This window comes from Pseudomonas sp. LB3P93 (assembly GCF_054898025.1).
The window spans coordinates 3,679,068-3,704,327 of the sequence record NZ_CM142713.1 but is presented as its reverse complement, the minus strand read 5'-3'; the positions used below and the strand labels follow the sequence as shown (position 1 = coordinate 3,704,327).

General features: G+C 59.4%; 22 protein-coding genes. 12 read left to right on the top strand and 10 right to left on the bottom strand.

Going from position 1 to position 25,260, the window contains the following annotated elements; all coding sequences use genetic code 11:
- Window positions 1–90 precede the first annotated feature (90 nt).
- Both ACYZT8_RS16665 and ACYZT8_RS16660 read right to left on the bottom strand, forming a co-directional pair.
- Window positions 91–843: a hypothetical protein gene (locus ACYZT8_RS16665; protein WP_461974300.1), complete on the bottom strand. Its 753-nt coding sequence runs from the start codon at window positions 841–843 to the stop codon at window positions 91–93.
- Window positions 843–1,079, bottom strand: a complete 237-nt coding sequence (locus ACYZT8_RS16660) for a hypothetical protein (protein ID WP_461974298.1) — start codon at window positions 1,077–1,079, stop codon at window positions 843–845. The genes ACYZT8_RS16665 and ACYZT8_RS16660 overlap by 1 nt, the downstream gene beginning before the upstream one ends.
- Window positions 1,080–1,439: 360 nt before the next feature.
- On the opposite strand from ACYZT8_RS16660, the gene fae reads away from it, so the two are divergent.
- The 4 genes from fae to ACYZT8_RS16640 all read left to right on the top strand — a co-directional run bounded on the left by fae (window position 1,440) and on the right by ACYZT8_RS16640 (window position 5,959).
- Window positions 1,440–1,952, top strand: a complete 513-nt coding sequence (gene fae / locus ACYZT8_RS16655) for a formaldehyde-activating enzyme (protein ID WP_008043405.1) — start codon at window positions 1,440–1,442, stop codon at window positions 1,950–1,952.
- Window positions 1,953–1,962: 10 nt separating this feature from the next.
- Window positions 1,963–2,997 (top strand): aldo/keto reductase, encoded by a 1,035-nt coding sequence (locus ACYZT8_RS16650; RefSeq protein WP_461974296.1) that lies wholly within the window; start codon window positions 1,963–1,965, stop codon window positions 2,995–2,997.
- Window positions 2,994–4,427: an NAD-dependent succinate-semialdehyde dehydrogenase gene (locus ACYZT8_RS16645; RefSeq protein WP_461974294.1), complete on the top strand. Its 1,434-nt coding sequence runs from the start codon at window positions 2,994–2,996 to the stop codon at window positions 4,425–4,427. The genes ACYZT8_RS16650 and ACYZT8_RS16645 overlap by 4 nt, the downstream gene beginning before the upstream one ends.
- A gap of 167 nt (window positions 4,428–4,594) precedes the next feature.
- Window positions 4,595–5,959, top strand: a complete 1,365-nt coding sequence (locus tag ACYZT8_RS16640; protein ID WP_461974292.1) for an MFS transporter — start codon at window positions 4,595–4,597, stop codon at window positions 5,957–5,959.
- A 180-nt stretch (window positions 5,960–6,139) separates the two neighbouring features.
- On the opposite strand, the gene ACYZT8_RS16635 is transcribed toward ACYZT8_RS16640, so the two are convergent.
- From ACYZT8_RS16635 to ACYZT8_RS16610, 6 genes are all read right to left on the bottom strand, one after another.
- On the bottom strand, window positions 6,140–7,015 hold the full coding sequence (locus tag ACYZT8_RS16635) for a LysR substrate-binding domain-containing protein (protein WP_461974290.1): 876 nt from the start codon (window positions 7,013–7,015) through the stop codon (window positions 6,140–6,142).
- Between the two features lie 218 nt (window positions 7,016–7,233).
- On the bottom strand, window positions 7,234–8,340 hold the full coding sequence (locus ACYZT8_RS16630; RefSeq protein ID WP_461982494.1) for a hypothetical protein: 1,107 nt from the start codon (window positions 8,338–8,340) through the stop codon (window positions 7,234–7,236).
- A gap of 161 nt (window positions 8,341–8,501) precedes the next feature.
- Window positions 8,502–10,160 carry a dipeptide ABC transporter ATP-binding protein gene (locus ACYZT8_RS16625; protein WP_461974288.1) on the bottom strand — a complete coding sequence of 553 codons (1,659 nt, stop codon included), beginning with the start codon at window positions 10,158–10,160 and terminating at the stop codon, window positions 8,502–8,504.
- 2 nt (window positions 10,161–10,162) lie between these two features.
- The gene (locus tag ACYZT8_RS16620; RefSeq protein WP_461974286.1) at window positions 10,163–10,999 is read right to left on the bottom strand and encodes an ABC transporter permease; all 837 of its coding nucleotides are present in this window, start codon (window positions 10,997–10,999) and stop codon (window positions 10,163–10,165) included.
- A complete protein-coding gene (locus ACYZT8_RS16615) occupies window positions 10,996–11,949 on the bottom strand; it encodes an ABC transporter permease (RefSeq protein ID WP_046055845.1) in 954 nt (317 codons plus the stop codon). Before ACYZT8_RS16615 ends, ACYZT8_RS16620 begins: the two co-directional genes overlap by 4 nt.
- 77 nt (window positions 11,950–12,026) lie before the next feature.
- Window positions 12,027–13,670 carry an ABC transporter substrate-binding protein gene (locus tag ACYZT8_RS16610; RefSeq protein ID WP_461974284.1) on the bottom strand — a complete coding sequence of 548 codons (1,644 nt, stop codon included), beginning with the start codon at window positions 13,668–13,670 and terminating at the stop codon, window positions 12,027–12,029.
- 380 nt (window positions 13,671–14,050) lie between these two features.
- Between ACYZT8_RS16610 and ACYZT8_RS16605 the strand changes: the two genes are divergently transcribed.
- The 7 genes from ACYZT8_RS16605 to ACYZT8_RS16575 all read left to right on the top strand — a co-directional run bounded on the left by ACYZT8_RS16605 (window position 14,051) and on the right by ACYZT8_RS16575 (window position 22,269).
- On the top strand, window positions 14,051–14,983 hold the full coding sequence (locus ACYZT8_RS16605) for a LysR substrate-binding domain-containing protein (protein WP_461974282.1): 933 nt from the start codon (window positions 14,051–14,053) through the stop codon (window positions 14,981–14,983).
- A 231-nt stretch (window positions 14,984–15,214) separates the two neighbouring features.
- Complete coding sequence (aldA, locus tag ACYZT8_RS16600; protein WP_461982492.1) at window positions 15,215–16,639, top strand: aldehyde dehydrogenase; 1,425 nt, start codon at window positions 15,215–15,217, stop codon at window positions 16,637–16,639.
- Between the two features lie 84 nt (window positions 16,640–16,723).
- Complete coding sequence (locus ACYZT8_RS16595; protein WP_461974280.1) at window positions 16,724–18,043, top strand: MFS transporter; 1,320 nt, start codon at window positions 16,724–16,726, stop codon at window positions 18,041–18,043.
- Window position 18,044: 1 nt separating this feature from the next.
- Window positions 18,045–19,262, top strand: coding sequence for a mandelate racemase/muconate lactonizing enzyme family protein (locus ACYZT8_RS16590; protein ID WP_461974278.1), 1,218 nt, complete (start codon window positions 18,045–18,047; stop codon window positions 19,260–19,262).
- A gap of 163 nt (window positions 19,263–19,425) precedes the next feature.
- On the top strand, window positions 19,426–21,033 hold the full coding sequence (locus ACYZT8_RS16585; RefSeq protein ID WP_461974276.1) for a GMC family oxidoreductase: 1,608 nt from the start codon (window positions 19,426–19,428) through the stop codon (window positions 21,031–21,033).
- A gap of 112 nt (window positions 21,034–21,145) precedes the next feature.
- Entirely contained in the window at window positions 21,146–21,553 is a 408-nt protein-coding gene (locus ACYZT8_RS16580; protein WP_461974274.1) for a response regulator, read from the top strand.
- 47 nt (window positions 21,554–21,600) lie between these two features.
- Complete coding sequence (locus tag ACYZT8_RS16575) at window positions 21,601–22,269, top strand: HAD-IA family hydrolase (RefSeq protein WP_461974272.1); 669 nt, start codon at window positions 21,601–21,603, stop codon at window positions 22,267–22,269.
- Window positions 22,270–22,406: 137 nt separating this feature from the next.
- Here ACYZT8_RS16575 and ACYZT8_RS16570 read toward each other — a convergent pair whose 3' ends face one another.
- Window positions 22,407–23,066 (bottom strand): methyltransferase family protein, encoded by a 660-nt coding sequence (locus ACYZT8_RS16570; protein WP_461974270.1) that lies wholly within the window; start codon window positions 23,064–23,066, stop codon window positions 22,407–22,409.
- A gap of 109 nt (window positions 23,067–23,175) precedes the next feature.
- On the opposite strand from ACYZT8_RS16570, the gene ACYZT8_RS16565 reads away from it, so the two are divergent.
- Window positions 23,176–24,207, top strand: a complete 1,032-nt coding sequence (locus tag ACYZT8_RS16565) for an MBL fold metallo-hydrolase (RefSeq protein WP_461974268.1) — start codon at window positions 23,176–23,178, stop codon at window positions 24,205–24,207.
- A gap of 3 nt (window positions 24,208–24,210) precedes the next feature.
- Here the strand turns inward: ACYZT8_RS16565 and ACYZT8_RS16560 are convergent, their stop codons facing one another.
- Window positions 24,211–25,158, bottom strand: coding sequence for a GlxA family transcriptional regulator (locus ACYZT8_RS16560; protein ID WP_461974266.1), 948 nt, complete (start codon window positions 25,156–25,158; stop codon window positions 24,211–24,213).
- Window positions 25,159–25,260 lie beyond the last annotated feature (102 nt).

Genomic DNA, 25,260 nt, shown 5'->3' with positions numbered 1-25,260 from the left:
CCATAATCCGGTTGTGACGTTCCGTGAACTTGAAATTCTGTCGCTGTACCAATCGGTTTTCGTTCGACCGAGGAAGGCGATTGTGCCGATCTAGCCTGAAGATTTTTTGAAGTAAAGAATGATGGCAATGACGACAAGTATTACTTTCAATGCAAAGGAAACAGTTTCCTTGGCGATTTTTCTATATTTTATATCGTTTTCACTTGAAGGTTTTATGCCCAGCCTTAATAGGTCTTTCAGGAAGTAAAGTGTGCTGCTTGCAATAAGGCTAGAAAACACTGCGTCGAATTTTGCTATTGGGTAAGGGAGGATAAACGCCATTGCAAAGGCCAGTGCCGCGGCAATGAGTTTTGATTGCTCGAATGTCAGTCCCGGAAATGTAAGTGCAACTATATGGTTTGGATGGCTGGTTTCCATCATGGTGAGCCCCATATAAACAAGTGCCGGGAGAATGATGTGTACATAGGGCTTTATTTTGTGGTAGTGCTTGAGACTATTTGGGCCGCTGGATAACGACGATGTGAAAAAAAGCAAAACCAGAAGTGTTCCTGCGTAATCGGTAAAGTAGTCTTTGAAAAACAAGGCAAATGCAAAAATCAACAATGTAACGATTGTTGAAGAAAACGCCAGCAGTCTCTGCCATCCCGGGGGAGTCCAGGGCTGGACTATTGGCCAGATCCTTTCGAGAAACATCGACAATTTTACCGATTTTCTATGCCTGTTGATAAACTCCTGCTCGTTTTCGATACCGGTTTGTTCATCGATAACAACACTGATTACCCGAATGTAAAATATTAGGAGGCCCGCAATGCCTCCTAATATGCCAAGTAATAAATTCACCATTATTCAGAATACTTATCTAAGGTCTTGGTAGTCTCGTCAGCTTTTTGGTATTTCCCAGATTTAATTTTTTTTCCTTCTCGCCAACTCCAGATTGCGAGAAGAGCGTACATGACGATATAGACAAAAGTGGTCGTCATGCCGCTGATTTCGGCCATAAAAGGCGAAAGAAAGTACACCAGGATGGCAGCGAACAAGGTGCCTGCAATGTGTGCAATTAAAGCTGATCTAATGCCCAAAAACTGCTTCCTTTCATATGAGAGATGAGATTTTCGTGAGGTGTAGCTCGTGTGAATGATATCAATAGGCCGTCATCGGATCCAATTTCTTTTCCCAAAAAATGAACGCTGGCAAACCTTCAACCTGAGGGGTGTGAAGAAAACTCATACCCTCATGACTTTTAATGGTTACAGCCCCTCAATCCCCCAGTGTTAAAAAATCGCAAACACAGCTCATCAACAACAAAAAAGAGCGTTTGCACCCATGACTGATCCTCTCCGCCACATCCAGCGCTCTTCAATCCCTGACATTTGCCACGCGACCTCCACGGTCCGCGTGCATTTCTGATCACCCCAAAAATCACTGAAGAGTAATGACCCATGAAAGAACTCGACCTGTACATCGGTGAAGGCTTCGAAGGCCCGGGCGTGAACGCCGCGCACATCAATATTCTGATCGGGCCGCGCAACGGCCCGGCGGGGCAGGCGTTTGCCAACAGCCTGGCGTCGCCGAGCCAGGGCCATTGCCCCTTCATGGTCATTGCCCAGCCGAACATCCCGGTCAAGCCGATGACGCTGTATGTCAACAAAGCCGCGATCAGCAGCGACCTGCACGGCAACGCCACCTGGGGCGCGTCCCAGGCAGGTATTGCCAAGGCTGTTCTCGAAGCGCTGCTCGATGGCACCTTGCCGCCGGAAGCCGAAGACGAATGGGCCATCGTCACCGCAAACTGGGTCAACCCGGCCTGCGATGACCTGGATGCGGTCTACCTGAATAACTACAACGCCTGCCGCACCGCAATCCGCGCCGCGCTGACCGGCAAGCCGGAAACCGCGCAACTGGCGGATGTGGTCAATCACATCAGCAACCCTTTCTACACGCCAAAAGCCTGAGGTCCGCGCCATGCAATACATTCGTCTTGGTCACTCCGGCCTGCAAGTGTCCCGCCTGTGCCTGGGCACCATGAACATGGGCACCCCGGACTGGAAGCCGTGGATCTTCGATGAGAAGAAGAGCGAACCGATCGTCGCGCACGCGCTGGACAACGGCGTGAACTTCATCGACCTCGCCGACTTCTATTCGGCTGGCGTCGGCGAGGAAGTCGTCGGGCGCATCGTCAAGCGTCTGGCCCGTCGCGAAGACCTGGTGATCACCACCAAAGTCGGCTACGGCACCCGCACCGGGATCAACGCCAGCGGCCATTCGCGCAAGCACATCATGGACAGCATCGACGCCTCGCTGAAGCGCCTGAAGATGGATTACGTCGATGTGTTCATGCTGCATTACTTCGACGTGAACACGCCGGTTGAAGAAACCATGAGCGCCATGAACGACATCGTGCGTTCCGGCAAGGCCCGTTACATCGGCGTGTCGACCATGCTCACCGGGCAACTGGCGAAGATCCTCATGGCCTGCGAACGCAACGGTTGGGTCAAGCCGATCAACATGCAGCTGCAACTGAATTGCGCCTACCGCGAGGAAGAGCGCGAGATGATTCCGTTCTGCCGCGATCAGGGCTTGGGCGTCTCGGTGTTTAGCCCGCTGGCCCGCGGCTTGCTGACCGGTGACGCGCAGTCGACCCGCAACCAGACCGACTTCTTTACCCAACAGATGTACAGCGACGAAGCCTCGTTCCAGATCGCCCATTCGGTACAGCGCGTGGCCCGTGCCCGTGGTGTGTCGAATGCACAGATCGCCCAGGCCTGGGTCGCCAACCATCCGGGCGTGGATTGCATGCTGGTGGGCGCCGACACCACCGAGCAGTTCGACAGCGCCCTGGCCGCGCTGGAAACGAAACTCGACGCCGATGAGCTGCACGAGCTGGAACGCAATTACACCCCGTGCGACGTGATCAACGATTACACCGCCGGCAAGCGCATCTTGCGTTCGGCCCGTCCGGGTCTGGAACGCTTCAATCTGACCGAGGCTGTGGCATGAGCGCGCTGATCCGTAACGGCAATTTCATCGACGGCCAATGGTCCAGCGGTGGTTCGACCTACCCGGTGTTCAACCCGGCCAATGGCGAGTTGATCACCGACGTACAAAAGGCCGGCGCCGAAGAAACCAACCAAGCCATCGACGCCGCCAACCGTGCCTTGCCGGCCTGGCGCAAATTGACCGCCAAGGAACGCAGCCAGAAGCTCAAGCGTTGGAGCGAGCTGATGCTGAGCAACCAGAAGGATCTGGCCACCTTGCTCAGTCGCGAACAAGGCAAGCCGTTGGCCGAAGCCATGGGCGAAGTGGTCTACGCCGCGAGCTTTCTAGAGTGGTTCGCTGAAGAAGCCAAGCGTGCTTACGGCGACGTGATCCCGAGCCACAAGGCCGATGCACGGATCATTGTGGTCAAGGAGGCCATTGGCGTAGTCGCGGCAATCACCCCGTGGAACTTCCCGCTGGCCATGGTCACCCGCAAGGTTGGCCCGGCGCTGGCGGCGGGTTGCACAATGATTCTCAAACCCTCGGAAGAGACGCCGTTGTCGGCCTTTGCCCTGGCGGTACTGGCCGAGCAGGCCGGGATTCCAGCGGGTGTGTTCAACATCGTTTCGGGCGACGCGTTGGCCATTGGCGGCGCGCTGCAAGCCTCCGGTATCGTGCGCAAACTGTCCTTCACCGGCTCCACCCGCACCGGCAAGTTGCTGATGCGCCAAGCGGCGGACACACTGAAAAAAGTCTCGCTGGAGCTGGGTGGCAACGCGCCGTTTATCGTGTTCGACGATGCCGATCTGGACGCCGCCGTCAAAGGCGCGATGGCCTCGAAATTTCGCAACACCGGGCAAACCTGCGTTTGCGTCAACCGCTTCTTTATTCAGGACGGCGTCTACGAAGCCTTCACCGGCAAACTCGCCGAAGCCGTGGCGGCGATGCGCGTCGGCAGTGCGCTGGACGGTGAGACAGAGCAAGGTCCGCTGATCAACGCAGCGGCGCTGGCCAAGGTTGAACTGCACGTCGGCGATGCGCTGGAAAAGGGCGCCAAGCTGTTGTGCGGCGGCCGTCGTCATGCGTTGGGCGGCACGTTCTACGAGCCGACCATCCTCGCCGAAGCCAACAGCGAGATGCTGATCGCCCAGGACGAAACCTTCGGTCCGGTAGCGGCCTGCTTCCGCTTCAAGGACGAAGCCGAAGTGCTGCAAAAAGCCAACGACACGCCGTATGGCTTGTCGGCTTACTTCTACAGCCGCGACATCGGCCGCGTCTGGCGCATGGCCGAAGGGCTGGAAGCCGGCATGGTCGGAATCAACGAAGGAATCATTTCCACGGAAGTGGCGCCGTTCGGTGGCATCAAGGAATCGGGCCTGGGGCGCGAGGGTTCGAAGTACGGTCTGGATGACTACCTGGAAATCAAATACCTGCTGATGGGTGGCCTCTAACCCCCCACAGCTTCACCCTGTGGGAGCGAGCCTGCTCGCGATGAGGGCATAACTTTCAACATCTATGTTGACTGACCCTCCGTTATCGCGAGCAGGCTCGCTCCCACAATTGGAAATCAGCGCTATCGGTTTCATTTCTCCGTCAATAACAACAAATGGAGACGAAAATGTCCGTACAACCGGTAAAAATCGACGACCTGCCCATCGGGCGCTTCCACCTCAAAATCGCCGGCCTGACCTTTGGCGCGCACTTCACCGACGGCTACATCCTCGGCCTGATCGGTATCGCTTTCACACTGCTGAGCCCGCAGATGCAACTGGATGCATTCTGGCAAGGGCTGATCGGCGCTTCGGCACTCATCGGTCTGTTTCTTGGCAGTCTGTTTTTCGGCTGGATCTCCGACAAGGTCGGCCGGCAGAAAATCTTCCTGGTCAGCTTCGTGCTGATTACCATTGCCTCGGTCATGCAGTTCTACGCCGAGACCGCCATGGGTCTGTTTCTTTGCCGGGTGTTGATCGGTATCGGCTTAGGCGGTGACTTCAGCGTCGGTCACGCCATGCTGGCCGAGTTCGCGCCGAAGAAACATCGCGGTGTGCTGCTCGGTTCGTTCAGCGTGATCTGGACCTTCGGCTACGTCGCCGCCACCTTCGTCGGTACCGCCATGCTGAGCCTTGGCGACGATGCCTGGCGCTGGATGCTGGCCTCGTCGGCGATCCCGGCGGCGTTGATCCTGATCGCCCGCATTGGTACACCGGAGTCGCCGCGCTGGTTGGTGAATCAGGGCCGAATCGCCGAGGCGCGGGCGATCGTCAAGAAACACCTGGGTGACAATGTCGAACTCGACGAAACCCAATCCACCGAAACCCGCTCCGGCTACGCCGTGCTGTTCAGCCGTGAATACCGCAAACGCACTGCGTTCAACTGCCTGTTCTTCGTGTGCATCGTGATGCCGTACTTTGCCATTTACACCTTCCTGCCTTCGATTCTGCAGAAGATGGGCCTGGCCGAAGGCTTTGGCACGGAACTGATGCTGAACATGCTGCTGATCCTCGGCGCGCTGATCGGGATCTGGTGCACGATCAAATTCTCCCGCCGCGGGTTCTTGATCAACTCGTTCATCATTCTGGCGGTCGCGTTGTTCATGTTGGCCGTGTTGCCGAGTAGCGCGGCGTTCCTGATGGTGCTGGTGTTTGGCTTGTTTACGCTGGTGTTGTCGGCGGTGAGCAACCTGGTGGGGGTATTCCCGGCCGAAAGCTTCCCGACGGAAGTGCGGGCCAGCGGCATTGGCCTGGCGACTGCCGTCAGCCGTTTGGGCTCGGCGGTGAGTACGTTCCTGTTGCCGGTGAGCGTGGCTGGGATTGGCTTGAGCCCGACCATGGGCATTCTGGCGGCGATTCTGGCGCTGGGGGCGTTGCTGTCCTGGGCCTGGGCGCCGGAGACGAAGTCGTTGACGCTGAGCCAGGCGTGCAAGGCGCAGAGCCCGGTGGAGGGAGGCGCATCGGTAGTTGTGAAAGTCGCAGCACCAATTTAATCGAAGCTCACCACCGTCTTCTGTAGCAGCTGCCGAGCCTGCGAGGCTGCGTCCGGCTGCGCAGCAGTCGTAAATCCTGAATACGCGGTTGGTCTGAGACATCGCAGTGCATGGTTTTACGACTGCTTCGCAGCCCAACGCAGCCTCGCAGGCTCGGCAGCTGCTACAGGTTGTGTGTTTTCAGGGATTACTGACCAGCTCCAGCCACTGCGTAAACAACCGCACTTTCGACAACCCTTGCTTGTCATTCGCCACATCCAGCCAATACCCGTAAGGCCCGATCACTTCCACCGGGGTGATCGGCAACAAACTACCATTAGCCAGCTCCTTCTCGATCATCTGCCGATCAATTACTGCCAATCCACCCCCCGCCAGCGCAGTGTGAATCACCTGGTCCAGGGTGCTGAATTCCAGACCTTGTCCGGCATCGACATCGTCCCGGCCCATCGCCGCCAGCCAGTTCTCCCAGACCTTCAAACGCTTGCCGTCGTGCAAGATGTGCAGCAACGGAAACTGCCGCAGGTCAGGCGGCTGGCCGTCGTTGAACAGTTCGGGACTGGCCACTGCGATGTGCCGCTCCATCACCAGTAACTGGCTGCTGCAATGGCTGGCCGCTTCGAGGCCGAAGCGGATGTGGCAGTCGATTTCCGCAAGGTTGTCGTGGCCGCTCTGGTTGGTCACGCTCAGGCTGATGTCCGGGTAGCGTTGGCAAAAGGCGCGCAGGTGCGCCGACAACCAGCGCGTGGCCCAGGTCGGTGGCGCGACGATGCGCAGACGCTGGCGCAGGTTGGGCACACGCACGGCTTGCAAGGCGCGTTCGACGTGGTCGAAGGCGTCGCTCAGTTGCGGGGAGAGGGCGAGACCGGTTTCGGTCAGGGACAGGCCTTGTGGGGTGCGCATGAACAGTGCGACGCCTAGGTACTCTTCGAGCTGTTTGATCTGACGACTCACCGCGCCTTGGGTGACATTCAGACCGAGCGCCGCCTGGCTGAAACTACGATGCCGCGCGACCTCTTCGAAGACGCGCAGCATGTTGAGCGAGGGGAGTTGACGCATGGAAGGAGGGCTCCGCACTGGCCTCGGGTGATGCGTCGGGCCGGTTTGTTGTATTTGGATGGTTTTGTGGTGCCTATCTGACTATTAGCAATGGGTTGATGCAAGTGGTGTTTGGGCGGGACCCATCGCGAGCAGGCTCGCTCCTACAGGGGAATGCGATCAATTGTAGGAGCGAGCCTGCTCGCGATGGCGTACTGAAGGACGCTACAAAGGCGGGATCAGAAGTAGTACCCGATGTTCATGTACAACTGATTCTCCCAATGATCCGTCCCGCCAGCCCCCAGGCTCTGGGTGTAGCTGCTGCCACCGATATACGGGTCATTCTTGCCATACAGCCACTCCGTCGCGATCCACAGTTTGCTGAAGGAAAACGACGTGCCGAGAATCAGCCGCTCCGAGGTCTTGAACTCGCTGGCGGATTTGTCGAAGGCGCTGTAGTTGGCGTACAGCTTCACGCCGCTGATCTGGTCGAACAGGTATTTGCCGGCCACGTCATAACTCAGGTCCGCCACATACAAATTGCCGCGACTGGCGACGTTATAAGTGCCGTCGTAACCGCCCAGCGTCACCAGTTCATCGGTGCCGGCGTTACGCGGCGACATCTGTTGCCGCGCCGCTTGCAGTTGCACGCCCCACGGACCGTTCTTGCCCAGGTAGTGCACGGCCACGGCGTTGCGTCGGCCGTCGTTGTCGGTGTCCTTGTTCTCCAGGGTCGAGGTCAGGCCGGAGATCCCGACTTCGGATTTCCATGGCCCCAGGTCCAGGGCCTTGGCCACCCGAAGTACGATGGTGTTGCGTTCCTGGTTGTCGCTGCCGTCGCCCACGTAGCTGTCGGCCCCGGACACCACGCTGGAATAGGTCACGCCTTTGCTGGTGCCTTTGCCTTGCCATGCCGGGCGCAGGTAGTAGCCGGCCTGAACGTTCCAGTCGCCGCTTTGCTGGATGTACTTGGCACCGACCTGTTGCACATCTTCCAGGCCGATGACGTTGCCCAGGGTTTCGTAAAAGGTGCTGCCGAAGTACGGCTGCAAACCGAACGGCACAGTGTTCAGGCCGACCTGTACTTGCTGGTCGGGGTTGAACTTGTAGCCGGCCCACGCGTACTTGGCGAACTGGATATCGCCGTAGTCCTTGGTGTACTGGTAAGGGTAGGAGCGTCCGTAGAAACGGTACTGAGCCTCACCGATCCAGGTGTCGGAGTTGTACTTGGCGCTGAGGAACACGGTGTCCAGGCCGAACTTCTGGATGTCGCGGTCCGGGTCATAGTCCCAACGGGCGCGCACGGCGCCACCGAGGTCGAGGTTGTCGGTCACTTGAACCGCCATGGCCGGGGCGGCGAGGGCGCCGAGGACTGGAATCAAAGCAATGGAACGGATAGCACGAGGGGGGATTGCGCGCACTGTGATACTCCCGATTTTCTGATTATTGTTGGCAACAGCAGCCCGGGCCGCAGCGAACGCTGCGGCATGGGGAAAGGGTTATTGATTCAGTTGGCTTGAGGTCGGATCAGCCTCAGCGCTGGCTCCGCGACAGGCACCGCCGGTATCGCCGAAGCGCCGGGGGCCGCCGCCAGCAAGGTCTGGGTGTAGGTGTTTTGCGGTCGCAGCAACACCTGTTCCGCCGTGCCGTATTCCACCACTTCGCCCTGGCGCATCACCGCGATGTAGTCGCTGATCTGCGCCGCCACGCGCAAGTCGTGGGTGATGAACAAAATGCTCAGGTTGAGGCGCTGTTGCAGCTCCGCGAGCAACTCAAGCACCTGCTTTTGCACCGAGACATCCAGCGCCGAGACGCTTTCATCGGCGATCAACACTTGCGGACGCATCGCCAGGGCCCGGGCGATGCCGATGCGCTGGCGCTGGCCGCCGGAGAACTGCCGCGGCTTGCGCTTGAGCGCATCGCGTTTGAGCCCGACTTGCTCCAGTAAATCGCCGGCCTCGGTCCACGCATCCTTGGCCGATAACCCGCGCAGTTGCGCCGCGCGGGCAATGATGTCGCCGACGCGATGGCGCGGATTGAGCGAGCCGTAAGGGTCCTGGAAAATCATCTGGATCCGCCGCCGATTGGCCGCCAGGGCCGAGCCGCGCAACGCGAGGAAGTCTGTGTCGCCGACCCAGACATGACCGCTATCACTGTCCACCAGCCGGATCGCGGCTTTTACCAACGTGCTTTTGCCCGAGCCGGATTCGCCGACAATCGCCAGGGTCTTGCCCCGAGGCAATTGCAGCGACACATCCTTGAGCGCCGGCACCAAACGGCCACCGACGTTGTAGGTTTTGGTCAGATGTTCAATGCGCAACGCCAACTCACCCTCGGCACACGGTGCGTGCAATTCGGGATGCAGCGCCGGCACGGCGGCGATCAACTTGCGGGTGTACGGGTGTTTCGGCGCATTCAGCACTTGATCGCGTTCACCGATTTCCACCAGCGCGCCGCCCTCCATGACGGCGATGCGGTCGGCAATTTCCGCCACCACGCCGAAGTCGTGGGTGATGAACAGAATGCCGTGCTGACCGCGACCGCGCAGATCGCGCACCAGTTTCAGCACCTGGGCCTGAGTGGTCACGTCCAGTGCGGTGGTCGGTTCGTCGGCAATCAACAAGTCCGGGTTCATCGCCAGTGCCATGGCAATCACTACCCGTTGGCATTGGCCGCCGGAGAGTTGGTGGGGAAAGCTGTTGGCGATCCGTGGCGGGTCGGGCAATTGGGTCGAGTCGAGCAGGGCGAGCATGCGTTCCCGGCGCTCGGCAGCGGGCATGGTCGGTGCGTGAATGTCGAAGATTTCTTCGACCTGCTGGCCGATGCGAATCGCCGGGTTCAGCGCCGCCATCGGCTCCTGGAAAATCATTGCGATGCGGTTGCCACGCAACTTGCGCAACGAGTGTTCGTCCATCTGACAGATGTCATCGCCGAGGAAATCGATCACCCCTTCGCTGTGCCGCAGGCCTTTGGCGTAGTCGCCCATGATCGCCGCCGAAAGCACCGATTTGCCGGAGCCGGACTCGCCGATCACGCAGAGAATTTCACCCTTGCGCACATCGAGGCTGATGCCTTTGACGGCATGACTTCGGTCGGCGCCGGCAGGCAGTTCGATGGAGAGGTTTTCCACTCTCAGCACCTGTTGCAAGTTCTGCTGTTGACTCATGCTCAACTCCTTGTGCCTTTCTGGGCGTGTTCGTCCAGACCGTCCGCCAACAGGCTCAGGCCCAGCATCAGGGTGGAGATGGCAATGCACGGGAAAATCACCAGGTGCGGGAAGGCGATGGCCATGCTGCGGCCTTCGTTGATCATGCCGCCCCAGTCCGGGGTTGGCGGTGGCAGGCCAAGGCCAAGGAAGCCGAGGGCGCCGATCATGATGGCGGTGTAGCCGATGCGCAGGCAGAAATCGACGATCAACGGGCCGCCGCAGTTAGGCAGGATTTCCACCAGCATGATTCGCAGCGGGCCTTCGCCCTGGGTGATGGCGCTGAGCACGTAGTCGCGGGAGCGAATGTCGATGGTCAATGCACGCATGATCCGGAAGATCGCCGGGGCACTGGTGAAGGTCACCGCAATCAGGATATTCAGTGCCGAGGCACCGAGGGCGATGATGATCACGATGTACAACACCAGCACCGGGAACGACAGCACGGTGTCGGCGACATAGGACAGCAAGGCGTCGACCCGGCCATTGAAGTAACCGGCACACAAGCCCATGGCGATGCCCACGGCGAACGCCGTCAATGTCGCCAGCACCGACCAGAACAGCACGGTGCGAGTGCCCCAGATCAGCCGCGAAAGAATGTCCCGTCCGATCATGTCGGTGCCCAGCAAAAAGCTCAGGCCATTACCGTCCCCCGTCATCGGTGTCAGCAGAGGGGTGAAGCTTTCCAGTGGATCGTGGGGCGCCAGCCACGGCGCGAACAGCGCCATCACCACCCAGCCGCCGACCAAAAGTAAACCGAACAACGCCAAGGGGTGTTTGAACGAATGGAGGAAGTTCATTGGCCACCTCCGCCAAGACTGCGCAAGGTGATGCGCGGGTTGAGCCAGGTGTAGGCCAGGTCCGAGAAGATTTTTGTCGCGCCGACCACCACGCCACTGATCATGGCGCAGGCTTCGATCAGGTAGACGTCATGGTTCAGTGAGGCGGTGTAGAGCAGCGAACCGAAGCCTTTGTAGGCGAAGAACACTTCGACCACGATCACGTTCGACAGCAGCCAGGGGATGTACAACATGATCACCGTGATCGGGGCGATCAGCACATTGCGCAGGGCATGCCGCAGGACAATGCGCGAAGTGGACGCGCCTTTGAGGCGGGCGGTGCGGATGTAAGGCGCCTGCATCACTTCGACCATCGAGGCGCGGGTAATCCGTGCCAGATAGCCGATGCCGAACAGGCACAGCACCATCAGTGGCAACGCCAATTCAGCGGCGTTGAAACCGTCGCTCATGCTGCTTACGCCTGGCAGCCAGTTGAGCCAGAACACGAAGATTGCCGAGACGAACACCGCACTGGCGAAGTCCGGAATCGACGTGGTGACGATCGACAGGAACGACACCAGGCGATCCAGCGCCGAACCCTGACGAATGCCCGCCAGAATGCCCAGGGTCAGTGCCACCGGCACCATGACCAGCAGCGCCAGCCCGGCGAGGATCAGAGTTTGCCCAAGGTTAGGCAGCAACAGGTCAATGACCGGTTCACGAAAGTGCACCGAAGTGCCCCAGTCGCCACAGAGAAAATCCTTGAGCCACACCAGGTAGCGCCACAGAAAGGGTTGGTTGTAGCCATGTTCCACCAGCCACGCGGCGCGCTGGTCGGCGGCGGAGTAGGGGCCGAGGACATTGATCGCCACGTCTTCGATGTTCAGTTCGAGGGCCGCGAATACGATCAGTGACACCGACAACAGGGTCGCTATCAACGCCAGTAATTTGCGCAACAGAAATTCAGCCATGCTTGCAAGCTCCGGCTATTCAAGGGAGGCCGGCCCGCCGCACCCGCAGGTGTGGCGAGCGGTTGTGGGGCTGTGCATCAGGCGCTCAGCCAGACCTCATCCATTGGGTAGAAGTGCGAAGGGTGGACCTTGAAGCCCTGGACCTTTTTGCTGGTGGCGGTGAAGTTGTCGCCCCAGAACGGCTGCACCATGACGCAAGCGTCTTGCAGGATTCGCTCGACTTCTTTCATGGCCATGGCCCGCTGCTTCGGGTCGACAATGCCCATGGCTTTGTCCAGCGCGGCGTCGAAGGCCGGGTCGCTGTAGTGGCTTTCGTTCCAGGCCGCACCGCTGCGGTAGGCCAGTTCCAGGGACATCACACCCAGCGGGCGGTGGGCCCAGTAAGTCAGGCTGAACGCTGCCTTGTTCCAGATCGGCCAGTATTGGGTAGCAGGGATCACTTTCAGGTTGATGCGGATGCCGGCTTCGGCGCAGTTCTGTTGCAGGATCTGTGCGCAGTCCTGTTCGTAGCGGCCCTGGGTGTTACCGACGATCAGATCGATGTCGATGCCGTTCGGATAACCTGCTTCGGCCAGGAGCTTCTTCGCCGCCGTCACGTCCCGGGCACGTTTGGGCAGTGCAAAGTATTCCGGGTGCGACGGTGCGACGTGATGGTCTTCGCCGAGCGTGCCCATGCCGCGATAGGCGATTTTCAGCATCTGAGCGTTGTCGGCGCAGAGCACCACCGCTTTACGAATGCGCAAGTCGTCGAAAGGTTTCTGGTCGCAAGCCATGCGCATGACGATGGTCTGCGCCGATTTGCAGGTCAGCAATTGCGCGCCGGGCAGACGTTTGGCCAGGTCGAGTTCCGCCACGGTCACCCGGTACAACACGTCCACTTGCCCGGCCTGCAATGCCGCCAGATGGGAGGAAATGTCGGTGCCCATGTCGACATAGCGCAACTCGTCGAGGTTGGCCGGTTTGCGCCAGTAATCGGCCCGCTTGGCAAAGGTCGCCTGCTTGTTGACGGCAAACGACACAAGCTTGAATGGACCGGTGCAGAGAGGGTTTTTCGCCCAGTCGTCACCGGCCTTGAAGCTGCGGTGAACGATGGCGCAAGTGAAGGCGTTGAGCATTTCCGGGATCGCCAGAATCGGTCGCTTGAGCACCAGGCGGAACTGGAAATCACCGAGTTTTTCGAAGGCGCTGATGTCCTGGAACGCGGTGCGGTTGACTGACTTGGAGTCGGCGGCAATCCAGCGCTGAATGTTGTGCTGTACGTCGTCGACGTTGAAGGTGTCGCCGTTGCTCCACTTCACATCCTGGCGCAGGTTGAACGTCCAGGTCTTGAGGTCCTCGGACGGGGTCCAGCTTTCGGCCAGGTACGGGTGCGTGATGTTGTCGGCGTCGACCCAGGTCAGGAATTCCAGGGAATTGCGCAGCAGGTTTGAAGCCTCGATCCAGGTGATCAGCATCGGGTCCTGGATTTCCTGGATGGCACAGGCAAAACGCAGGCTACCGCCCTGTCGCGGCGCGATGGCATCGTCTGCCCGGGCTGAATTGCCAAGCAGCGCAGAGCCGAGAAAGGTGCTGGCGCTGGCCACGGTGACGCCCAGCAGGGCGGCGGTGCGCAGAAACTGTCGACGATTGATCTCGCCACTTTTGACTTGAATGCACAGGTCGTTGACTGCTGGATGTGGCAGGGCGCCGTCCAGAGTTGTTAGCTCGTCGAGATGGGGCATGGGGCAGCTCTCATGTTGTTTTTATTTGAGATGCCCGCAGTTTTGTCATCGGCGCAAAGATCGACAAACGATAAATTCAACGCGCAAACGTTCGATAAAGGCATGTTACTGAGCGTAGGGAAGGTGGGGGCTTGAGCTAGACCGTTCGGCATCACCTGATGAATTCAAATGTGGGAGCGGGCTTGCTCGCGAAAGCGGTGGGTCATTCGACAAAGATGTTCCCTGATTCACCGCTTTCGCGAGCAAGCCCGCTCGCACCCAAAGCTGCTCATCATCAGATTGAAATCGTCCTACACAACACAAAAATGCATGTTACTCAGGAAATTTCCCACAAGCCGTGGGATGCTTGGCGCTCGTCAGCCCCTGCGTGAGTACTTTTCATGAAACGCAAAATGCCCGCGCTCAATGCGCTCAAAGCCTTCGAAGTGGCCGGTAGCACCGGCAGCTTTACCCGGGCGGCGGAGTTGCTCAATGTCACCCAGAGTGCAGTCAGCCGGCAGGTACGCCAGCTTGAAGAACAGCTCGGCGAAAATTTGCTGGAGCGCCGGCATCATCACCTCGAACTGACCAGCGCCGGCCGGGTGTTGCTGCGGGCACTGCATCAATCCTTCGACAAGATTGAGCTGACGGTGCGCAGCATCCAGCAGAAATCCCACGCCAATCGGCTGCACATCAATGCGCCGCCGACCTTCACCAATCGCTGGCTGATGCCGCGCCTGGGACGCCTGCGGGAAAAGCATCCAGAACTGGAGTTGAGCATCACCACACGGTTGCAGGACAGCCTGGCCGAGACCAGCACGCTGGATTGCGCGATCCGTTTCGGTGACGGTGAATGGGACGGGCTGGACAGCTCGCTGCTGATCCAGGAGCGGCATATTGCGGTGTGCGCGCCGTCCTTGTATGCGCGGGAATGGAGCGGGCAGGGTATTGATCTCAATCGCCTGACGTTGTTGCACGTACTGGCCCGGGAAGATCAACGCTACCTGACCTGGAAACACTGGCTGGACGCGGCGCGCATCACCGGCGTCGATACCCAGGGCGGCTATGAATTCGACCTGCTCGACCTGGCGATCCGCGCGGCCATCGACGGGCTGGGCATTACCATCGCCGACTGGCACATGGTCGCCTCGGAACTGGCCAGCGGGCAGTTGACCCAAGTGCTGAACGTGCACGTGGAAGGACATCAATCCTATTGGCTGGTGACTCGGCCGGAACAGACGCAGATGCCGCAATTGCAGGTGTTCAGCCAATGGTTGCAGGAAGAAATCTGGTTGGCGCAACGCCAACTGGAGCCCTCGACCGCCGCCAACTGACCACCACCGCCCCACTGTAGGAGCCGGCTCGCTGGCGATCCAGGCGCCTCGGTCCGTCTGACGCACCGCGTCGTATGGATCGCCAGCAAGCCGGCTCCTACAACGAATGGCAGTGCTCTTACAGGTAACCTGCATTTTTTGAATGTTACATCGCTCAATAAATCGTTTGTTCAACTCGGTTCAGATACCAAGACTGGGGGAACTGGATAAAAACAACGATGGGCGATGCACATGCGACTCGAGCGAAACTTTGTAAACGGTCACTTCATTGAACCTGCCAGCGAAGCGCTGATTGCAGTCTTCAACCCGGCCACCGAAGCGCTGGTGGGCCACGTCTCGGCGGCGACCGCCGATGAAGCGGTCAATGCGGTCGAAGCCGCCGCTGCAGCCCAGAAAACCTGGGGCAAACTCACCAGCATCGAACGCGCCGAGCACCTGCGTTCCTTCGCCGACGCCCTTGATGCCTGCGCCGAAAACATCGGTGCAGCCCTGGCCGCCGAATCCGGCAAGAGCGTTGCCGATGCCAGCAACGAAGCCCGCTACGCGGCGCAGATCACCCGTTACCACGCTGAATGGGCGCGCCGCATCGAAGGCGAAATCATTCCCAGCGACACCCCGAACGAAAACCTCTTCCTGCACCGCGAACCGATTGGCGTGGTCGCGTGCCTGATTCCGTTCAACTACCCGGTCTACACCCTGCTGCGCAAAATCGCCCCGGCGCTGATTGCCGGCAACACCGTGGTGGTGCGCCCGAGCAACAACACCCCGACCTCGGCATTCGAAATCGCCAAGGCGGTGCAGCAATCCGGTTTGCCGGCCGGTGTGGTGAACATCCTGACCATGGATCACGCCACGGCCGCCGCCGTTTGCACGCACAAGGCGGTCGGTTTGATCACCCTGACCGGCAGCGTCAACGCCGGGCGCATCGTGCTCGATTACTGCAAGGCCAACATCGCCAAGCCGTCGCTGGAACTGGGCGGAAAGACCCCGGCGATCATCGAAGCCGACGCCGACCTTGAAGCCGCCGCTACCGCGATCGTTGCTTCCAAGACCACGCACTGCGGCCAGTTGTGCACGGCGGTGGAGCGGGTCTATGTGCAAGAAAGCGTCTACGAGCAGTTCCTCGCCCTGCTGAAAGCCAAAATCAGCGCCGTGAAGTTTGGCGACCGCGCCACCGATGCGAACCTCATGGGCCCGTTGGTCAACGCCAGCGCGCAACAGAACATTCACGCCATGGTCGAGCGCGCTATCGCTGCAGGTGCTGTACTGGAAACAGGTGGCGTGTTGCCCGAAGGCAAGGGCCATTTCTACCCGCCGACCCTGCTCAGCGGCTGCCGTCAGGACATGGAAATCATCCAGGAAGAAATCTTCGGCCCGGTGTTGCCAGTGCTCAAGTACCGCGACATTGACGAAGCGCTGGCCATGGCCAACGACCATCAGTTCGGCCTGTCTTCGGTGCTGTACACCGAGAACTACCGCACCACTATGAAAGTCGCCAACGCCATCGAGGCTGGCGAGTTGTACGTCAATCGCACCCCGGCGGACCCGTACCAGGGCTTCCACGCCGGCTGGAAACGCTCGGGCCTTGGCGGCGATGACGGCAAGCACGGCATGCTCGAATTCACCCAGACCCGTTTGGTCGTGATGAAGTACTGATCCACCCGTTACACGCCTCACGCTGCACCCATAAAAACAATTATGAGGGGCGCCCGGACCACCGGGCTGCCCGAGGTCTCCTAGATGTCCAAGCATGCATCCACTGCTGCCGCTGTTCAGGGTTCGAACGCGGGTTCAAAAAGCCACAGTGACAAGGGAAGTCGCTATTTCCAACTGATGCTATTGGTGCTGGCCGCCGGTGCGATCTATCCGATCCTGTACCTGCGCCAGGTCTACCAGACCACCATGCTCGAAGTATTCCAGATCAACCACAGCGAGCTGGGTTATCTGTACTCGATGCTTGGCACGATTTTCCTTCTCAGCTACTTACCCAGCGGCTGGCTGGCCGACCGCATTGCTCCGCGTTTCCTGATCTTCTTTTCGCTGGTCGCCACCGGCGCCTTGGGCCTCTGGTATTCCACCGCGCCGTCGATGACCGGGTTGATGATCATCTTCGGTTGCTGGGGCCTGACCACCGGCCTGACGTTCTGGGCCTCGGTACTCAAGCGCGTGAAGATGATCGCTCATCACACTGAACAGGGCCGGTTCTTCGGCATCCTCGATGGCGGTCGCGGCTTGGTCGAAGCCTTGCTGGCGACCGTCGCACTGGGGCTGTTTGCCTTCGCCACTGAAACTCGTGGTGAGTCAGCCGCCGAAGGTTTCAAACACGTGGTCTACCTCTATGCCTTCACCTGTATCGCCATCGGCTGTGTGCTGGTGTTGATCAAGGACCCGAAGTCCATGGAAGACACGGCGTCGGTGGAGAAGGGCAAGTACAACCTGCTGAGCGACCTGACGACGTTGGTGAAAATTCCAGAACTGTGGCTGGTGACGGCCATCGTGTTTTGCGGTTATCACATCTTCTGGGCCACCTACAGCTTCTCCGATTACCTGCAAGGCGGCGGCATGACCGCGGTCATGGCCGGCACCATCACCACCATCAAATTGTGGATGCGCCCCATCGGCGGCATCGGCGGTGGCTGGCTGGGTGACAAGTTCTCGAACATTTCGGTGCTGATCGTGGCGCTGTTCCTCGCGACCCTGGCGATGGTCGGCCTGATCGTGTTCCCGGCGCTCAACAGCATGGGCCTGCTGATTGGCACAGTGATCTTCATCGGCCTGATGACCTATGCCATTCGCGGCTTGTACTGGGCGATCCTCGACACCTGCAACATTCCGCTGCGCATCACCGGCCTGGCTATCGGCATTGTCTCGGTGGTCGGTTACCTGCCGGACGCCTTTATTCCCTTGATCAATGGCTACCTCACTGAGCATTTCCCCGGTGCCCCTGGTTACAAGCTGTATTTCGGCTACATCGCTTTCGTCGGCCTGCTCGGGACCCTGGCGGCCCTGACCCTGCGCGCTCGAATCAACCGTAAAACTTTGAACAAGACAGGTGCCTGAGATGAAAATCGTCGCCCTTGAAACCCATATCGTTGCCGTACCGCCACCGCACATCGGCGGCATGTACTGGCTGTTCGTCAAGCTCAAGACCGATTGCGGCATCGAAGGCGTAGGTGAAATCTACGCTGCGACGTTCGGCCCCAAAGCCATGCTGCCGATCATCGAAGACGTGTTCGAACGCTACCTGCTCAACCACGACCCGCACCACATCGAACGCTTCTTCCGTCAGGCCTATTCGAGCGGTTTCACCCAGCGTCCGGACCTGACCATGATGGGCGTGGTCAGCGGCCTGGAGATGGCTTGCTGGGACATCATCGGCAAAGCGGCGAACAAGCCGGTCTACGAATTGCTCGGTGGCAAGGTCAACGAACGCCTGCGTTCCTACACCTATTTGTACCCGGTCAACAGCAAGGGCGAGTACGACTATGACGACCCGGACCTGGCCGCCGAGTGCGCCATCGAGAACATGAACAAAGGCTTCACCGCCGTGAAGTTCGACCCGGCCGGGCCTTACACCGCGTACTCCGGGCATCAGATTTCGCTGGAAGTGCTGGAACGCTGCGAAACCTTCTGCCGCAAGATCCGCGACGCGGTGGGCGACAAGTGCGATTTGCTGTTTGGGACGCACGGGCAAATGGTGCCGTCCTCGGCCATCCGCCTGGCCAAGCGTCTGGAAAAGTACGACCCGCTGTGGTTCGAAGAACCGGTGCCACCAGGCCAGGAAGAGGCCATGGCGCAAGTCGCAGCCAAAACCAGCATCCCGATTGCTACCGGCGAACGCCTGACCACCAAGTACGAATTCTTCAAGCTGCTGCAGGCTGGCGGTGCGTCAATTCTGCAGATGAACGTAGCGCGTTGCGGCGGACTGCTGGAAGCCAAGAAAATTGCGAGCATGGCCGAGGCTTATTACGCGCAGATCGCACCGCACCTCTACAACGGGCCGATCGGCGCGGCGGCGAGTTTCCAGCTGGCCACCTGCACGCCGAATTTCCTGATCCAGGAAAGCATCATGACCTGGGGCGGTTTTCATGCCGAAGTTCTGACCAAGCCGCTGCAATGGGAGGACGGTTACATCATCCCGTCCACCGAGCCGGGCCTGGGCGTGGAGTTGAACATGGACGTGGTGCGCAAGCATTCGCCGTACACCGGCGAGCGCCTGCACCTGCAAATGGCGCCGACCCCGGCTGACGTCAAAGACACATCGCCAGCCCGAGGCTGACGGGGGCAGGAGTAGCTACTGTGGGAGCCAGCCTGCTGGCGATAGCGGTGAATCAGTCGACATTGATGTTGAATGTCAAACCGTCATCGCCAGCAGGCTGGCTCCCACAGGGAATCGCCTCGTTCATTCGAATTTTGTACAACGACTTACGCGGTAACCGTGCATGACTTACGACTACATCATCGCTGGCGCTGGCGCCGCAGGCTGCATTCTTGCCAATCGGCTGTCGGCTTCGGGGCAATACTCGGTGCTGCTGCTGGAAGCGGGCGGCAAGGACAGTTCCCTGTGGTTCAAAATCCCGGTCGGCTTCGCCAAAATGTATTACAACCCGACCTTCAACTGGATGTACTACAGCCAGCCGCAAAAACAGCTGAACAACCGTGAAATTTACGCCCCTCGCGGAAAAGTGCAGGGCGGCTCGGGTTCGATCAACGCGATGATCTATGTCCGTGGCCAGGCCCATGACTTCGACGACTGGGCGGCCAACGGCAACGAGGGCTGGGGCTTCAAGGACGTGCTGCCGTACTTCCGCAAACTGGAAAACCATCCACTGGGCGACAGCGAGTATCACGGTGGTAGCGGTCCAATCAGCATCACCCCGATGAAGGGCCAGACCCATCCGATCTGTGATGTTTTCCTCAAGGGCTGCGACGAACTCGGCTATCCGCACAGCGACGATTTCAACGGGCCGAAATTCGAAGGCTCGGGGATCTACGACGTCAACACCCGCAACGGTCAACGCTGCTCCAGCAGTTTTGCCCATCTGCATCCGGCATTGAGCCGGCCAAACCTGACGGTCGAGCATTACGCGCTGGTGGATCGGGTGCTGTTCGACAACGGTCGTGCAACCGGCATTTCCATCACCCAGCACGGCGTGGTACGCACCTTTGCCGCGAGCAAGGAAGTGATCCTCTGTGCCGGTGCCGTGGACACGCCAAAGATTCTGCAATTGTCCGGTGTCGCCGATCAGGCGCTGCTGGCCAGGCACAGCATCCCGTTGGTCAAACACCTGCCGGCGGTGGGGCAAAACCTGCAAGACCACCTGTGCGCCAGTTATTACTACAAGGCCAACATCCCGACGCTCAATGACCAACTCAGCTCGCTGTTCGGCCAGTTCAAGCTGGGTCTCAAATACCTGTTCACCCGCAAGGGTGCACTGGCGATGAGCGTCAATCAGGCCGGCGGATTCTTCCGTGGCAACGAACAGCAAGCCAATCCGAACCTGCAGCTGTACTTCAACCCGTTGTCGTACCAGATTCCGAAAAACAACAAGGCCAGCCTCAAGCCCGAGCCGTACTCAGGCTTCCTGCTGTGCTTTAACCCGTGCCGGCCGACCAGCCGCGGGCACATCGAGATTGCTTCGAAAAACCCACGGGACGCCGCACTGATCGACCCGAATTACTTGAGCACACAAAAGGACATCGACGAGGTGATCCAGGGCAGCCGCCTGATGCGCAAAATCATGCAGGCGCCGGCGCTCAAAGGCATCACCGTCGAGGAAATACTGCCCGGCCCGTCCATCGAAAGCGACGAGCAGATGCTGCAGTATTTTCGTGAAAACAGTGGTTCGATTTATCACTTGTGCGGGTCCTGCGCGATGGGCGCGGACGAGCAGCAGTCAGTGGTCGACAAGCGTCTTAAGGTCCATGGTCTGAACGGTTTACGCATTGTTGATGCGTCGATTTTCCCCAACGTAACCTCCGGCAACACCCATGCGGCGGTGCTGATGGTGGCAGAGAAAGGCGCCGATCTTATTCTGCAGGACGCCTGATTTCGTCATCTTCCTGTATCAAAAATGAATTTCCGCCGAGTCCGCTGCTCATACCTGTAGGCAGCGGATTTGAGCCCGCGAAATCATTAGGCAATCAGGGAGAGGCAAAGTCATGTGTCCAATATCGATGGCGGGCGAGCAGCTTCCTGAAAAGTTGATTCTTGTGGTCGAGGACGACCCGTTGATCCTGGAGTTTCTCTGCGAAATTCTTCAGGAGGAAGGATTCAAGGTAGAACCGCACGTCAGCGCGGACGCCGCATCGGTGTACCTGGAGTTGCACGCGAACGAGGTGGACCTGTTGCTGACGGACATCACCATGCCCGGCAAACTCAACGGCGCGGATCTGGCCAACCAGTTCGGCGATCGTTGGCCGGAAAAGCCGATCATGATCATGTCCGGATATGAAACCCCGGAAACCTCAGGGGTGCGGCACGCAGTATCTTTTATCAAGAAACCCTGGGCGTTGGGGCAACTGCTGGATTGTGTCGAAGGGGCCTTCAAGCCGCGACGGCCTGTGTAGGTCGTGTACATTGACGGACCTGCCTGACACACGAAGGAAGTTCATCCTTGTCTGCCCATGACTCCGTTTTCAATACGCCGTATCGCGCGTTTCTGTTCGACATGGACGGCACCGTCCTCAACTCCATCGCCGCCGCCGAGCGGATCTGGACCACCTGGGCCCTGCGCCACGGGGTGGATGTCGAATCCTTCCTGCCGACCATTCACGGCGCCCGCGCCATCGACACCATCAACCGTCTGGCCTTGCCCGGAGTGGATGCCGAGGCACAGGCAGCGTGGATTACCGAGGCTGAGATCGAGGACGTGGAGGGGATTGTCGAGGTGTCCGGCGCGGCGAATTTCCTCAGGTCCTTGCCGGTCAATCAATGGGCGATCGTTACCTCCGCACCGAGGGCGCTGGCGTTGCGCCGAATGGCGGCGGCGGGAATTCCCGAGCCGGGTGTCATGGTCACTGCCGAAGATGTCAGTGCCGGAAAACCTGATCCTGCGGGTTATCGGCTGGCGGCTCGACGGTTAGGTGTTGAGGTGACCGATTGCCTGATCTTTGAAGATGCCACAGTGGGGATTCTTGCGGCGGAGGCGGCTGGGGCGGACCTTGTGATAATTACCTCGACGCATGACCATCCGATTCAGACGGTGCATGCCACGCTGGCCAGTTACGAGCTGGTTTCAGTGCAACTGGCTCCCGAAAACCTTATCCGCCTGACGAAAATCTAAAAATGTGGGAGCGAGCCGGCTCCGGGCGGCGTTCCGACGATAGCGGTTTCTCAGTCACATCTATGCTGAATGTGCCATCGCTATCGTCGGAACGCCGCCCGGAGCCGGCTCGCTCCCACACTGGATTTGTGAACTGACTAATAAACTCCGGGAATCAACCGCCAGCTACGGGCGCAGTACGCCTCATATTCCCCCCCGAACTGCGCCCTTAACAGCGCCTCTTCCGAGTGAATCCGTGCGATCAGCGGAATCACCGTCAGCGCCGCCAGCAACAGCCCAACCCCAGAGCGAAACGCCAGCGCCCAGCCCACAGCAATGACCAACATCCCCAGGTAACTGGGGTTGCGCAAGCTGCGATAGATCCCGTCGGTGACCAGACTGTGTCCCGGTTGAATCGCCACCAACCCGCTAAAACGATTGCCCAGCACAAACACCGGCCACATCCGCAACGCGCCGCCGACGATGAACAGCAACGCCCCCAGCCAGCGCACCCCCTCGCCACCAAAAGTCCAGAAGTCGATGCGGTCGGTGTACGCCGGCAGGTATCCGCTCAACAGTCCGATGACGCCAAACGCTGGCAGCACCCAGCGATTGCCCCGGTCTTCACGTACCCCGGAGCTCAGATTGACCTCGGTGAACAGCGAGGCAACGGCCATCACCAACGTTGCGATGACAACGACCACCAGCGGCGCATGCGCGAAAAACTTCGCAAACCCACCCAGCCCCCACACCGCGAGACCGAGGTAGGCGAGGGTGGAGACGATGGCGAAAAACGCCAGTCTGACCGAGATTTTCATGCGCACCCATTCCCGCTTTTAACCGATGTTTTAAGTGTAGATGGTCATGTTGAATCGCCGGTTTGGGCTAGCCTCACTGAACGGTTCAGTCGGGCGAAAGGAGGAGCGCATGAACCATTCAAATCGGGGCAGCGAAGAGGTCTTTGGCGGCGTTCGTCGCTTGATGGTGAGTGTGATGTTTCTGGCCCTCTTCGGAGGCGGCGTCGTCGCCTGCTCGACACCCTCGCTCGAACCCTATTCACCGCTGGTTCTACCTCCGTCAGGGCCAACATCCAGCCCTTTGACCGCGCGATTCATGGGCGTGTCGACCCTGATGCTCAGTGATGGCAACACATCGATCATGACCGATGGCTTCTTTTCCCGTCCGGAATTCTTGAGGGTGGCGCTGGGCTGGATCGGACCGGACTGCGAGCGCATCGATACGGGGTTGCGCACTATCGGCTATCCAACGTTGGCCGCGTTGATGGTGGCGCACGCGCATTACGATCATGCACTGGACTCCGCCGTGGTCGCGTTGCGCACGGGGGCGGTGCTGGTAGGGTCCGCCTCGGTCGCCAATATCGGATCAGGCGCAGGACTTCCACCCGAGCGAATCGAGACTGTCGAAAACAAGCGATCTTTCGAGTTCGGCAAGTTCAGCGAATTCAAGGTGCAAGCCTTCTGGTCGCCGCACTCTCCTGATGCAAGATACCCAGGGACCATCGACGTGCCGCTAAAAGCACCCGCCAGAGCTAGTGAGTACAAGGAAGGTGGCAATTACTCTTACTTGGTCGAGCAGTCCGATGGACTACGGATTCTCATCCACCCCAGCGCCAACTTCACAAAAGACATGTTCAAGAACGTGAAGGCAGACGTTGTATTTCTGGGCATCGGTTTCCTCGGCAAACAAGACCTCCAGTTTGCGCGGGATTACTGGCACGAAGTGGTGCAAGCCACCGGCGCACGGCTGGTGATTCCGATCCATTGGGATAATTTTTTCGAGCCCCTCGACAAGGGGTTGCACCCCATGCCCGAGTGGATGGACAAGTTCGATATTGCGATGCAACGTTTGATGCCTATGGCCCTGGCCGATGGCGTGGCCCTGCGGTTGATGCCTTTGTATGAAGCGGTTGATCTGAAGGCAGCGCTTCCCGCGCGATAACGCTCACGCAGTCATCTGTGACCTGGCATTACGCCGAATCACCTGCGGCGGCTGGCCAAACGCCCGAAGGAAGGCTTCGCGCATGCGGCGGCGGTCGGTGAAGCCGGCTTCGGCGGCAATCTGATCGAGGGTCAGGCGCCCGCGTTCGAGCATCTGACGCGCCGCCTCCAGGCGCAGGTTTTCGATGGCCTTGGCCGGGGACTGCCCGGTCTCGGCGCGAAAGGTACGGCTGAATTGCCGTGGACTGAGGCGCGCCACTTCCGCCAGTTGTTCCACCGATAACGCAGATGTCAGGTGTTCCCGGGCGTAGCCGAGGACGGTCTGAATGCGGTCGGATTTGGGCTCCAGTTCCAGCAATGCCGAATGCTGCGACTGGCCACCCGCACGGCGTTGGTACATCACCAGTTTCTGCGCGACGGCGCGGGCCAGTTCGGCGCCATGGTCCTTTTCGACCATGGCCAGCGCCAGGTCGATGCCAGCGGTCATACCGGCGGAGGTCCAGATGGAACCGTCGACCACGTAGATCCGGTCGTCCTCCACTTTTATCGAGGGAAACCGCGCTTGCAGTTCTCGCGCATACGCCCAATGCGTGGTGGCCCGCCGTCCGTCGAGAAGACCGGCCTGGGCCAGCACGAACGCGCCCGAACAAATCGACGCCGTGCGTCTCGCGGTTTTCACGCTGTCGCGCAGGTACGCCAGCACACCCTCGGGCGCCTGCTCGAGGATCGAATCGCCGCCGACCACGATCACCGTGTCGAACACCCGCTCATCGAACGCCTGGGTGCCGACGCTCAAACCGCCGGAAGCCCGTAGGTTGCAGCCATCCTCAGAGATCACGCTGACGTCATAAAGTGCTTCACCGGCACTGAAGTTGGCGTACTCGAACACCGGCATGGCCGCCAGCGCCATGGACTGGAAACCCTCGAAAACCACGAATGCCACGGAAGTCATGATCAAGTCCTCAAAAAGCTATGTCCTGAAAACGTACTTTAAACGTCATTTGAGACGAGCGTGAGTCAATTTATAACGGTTCACACCCGGCGACCTTATCGC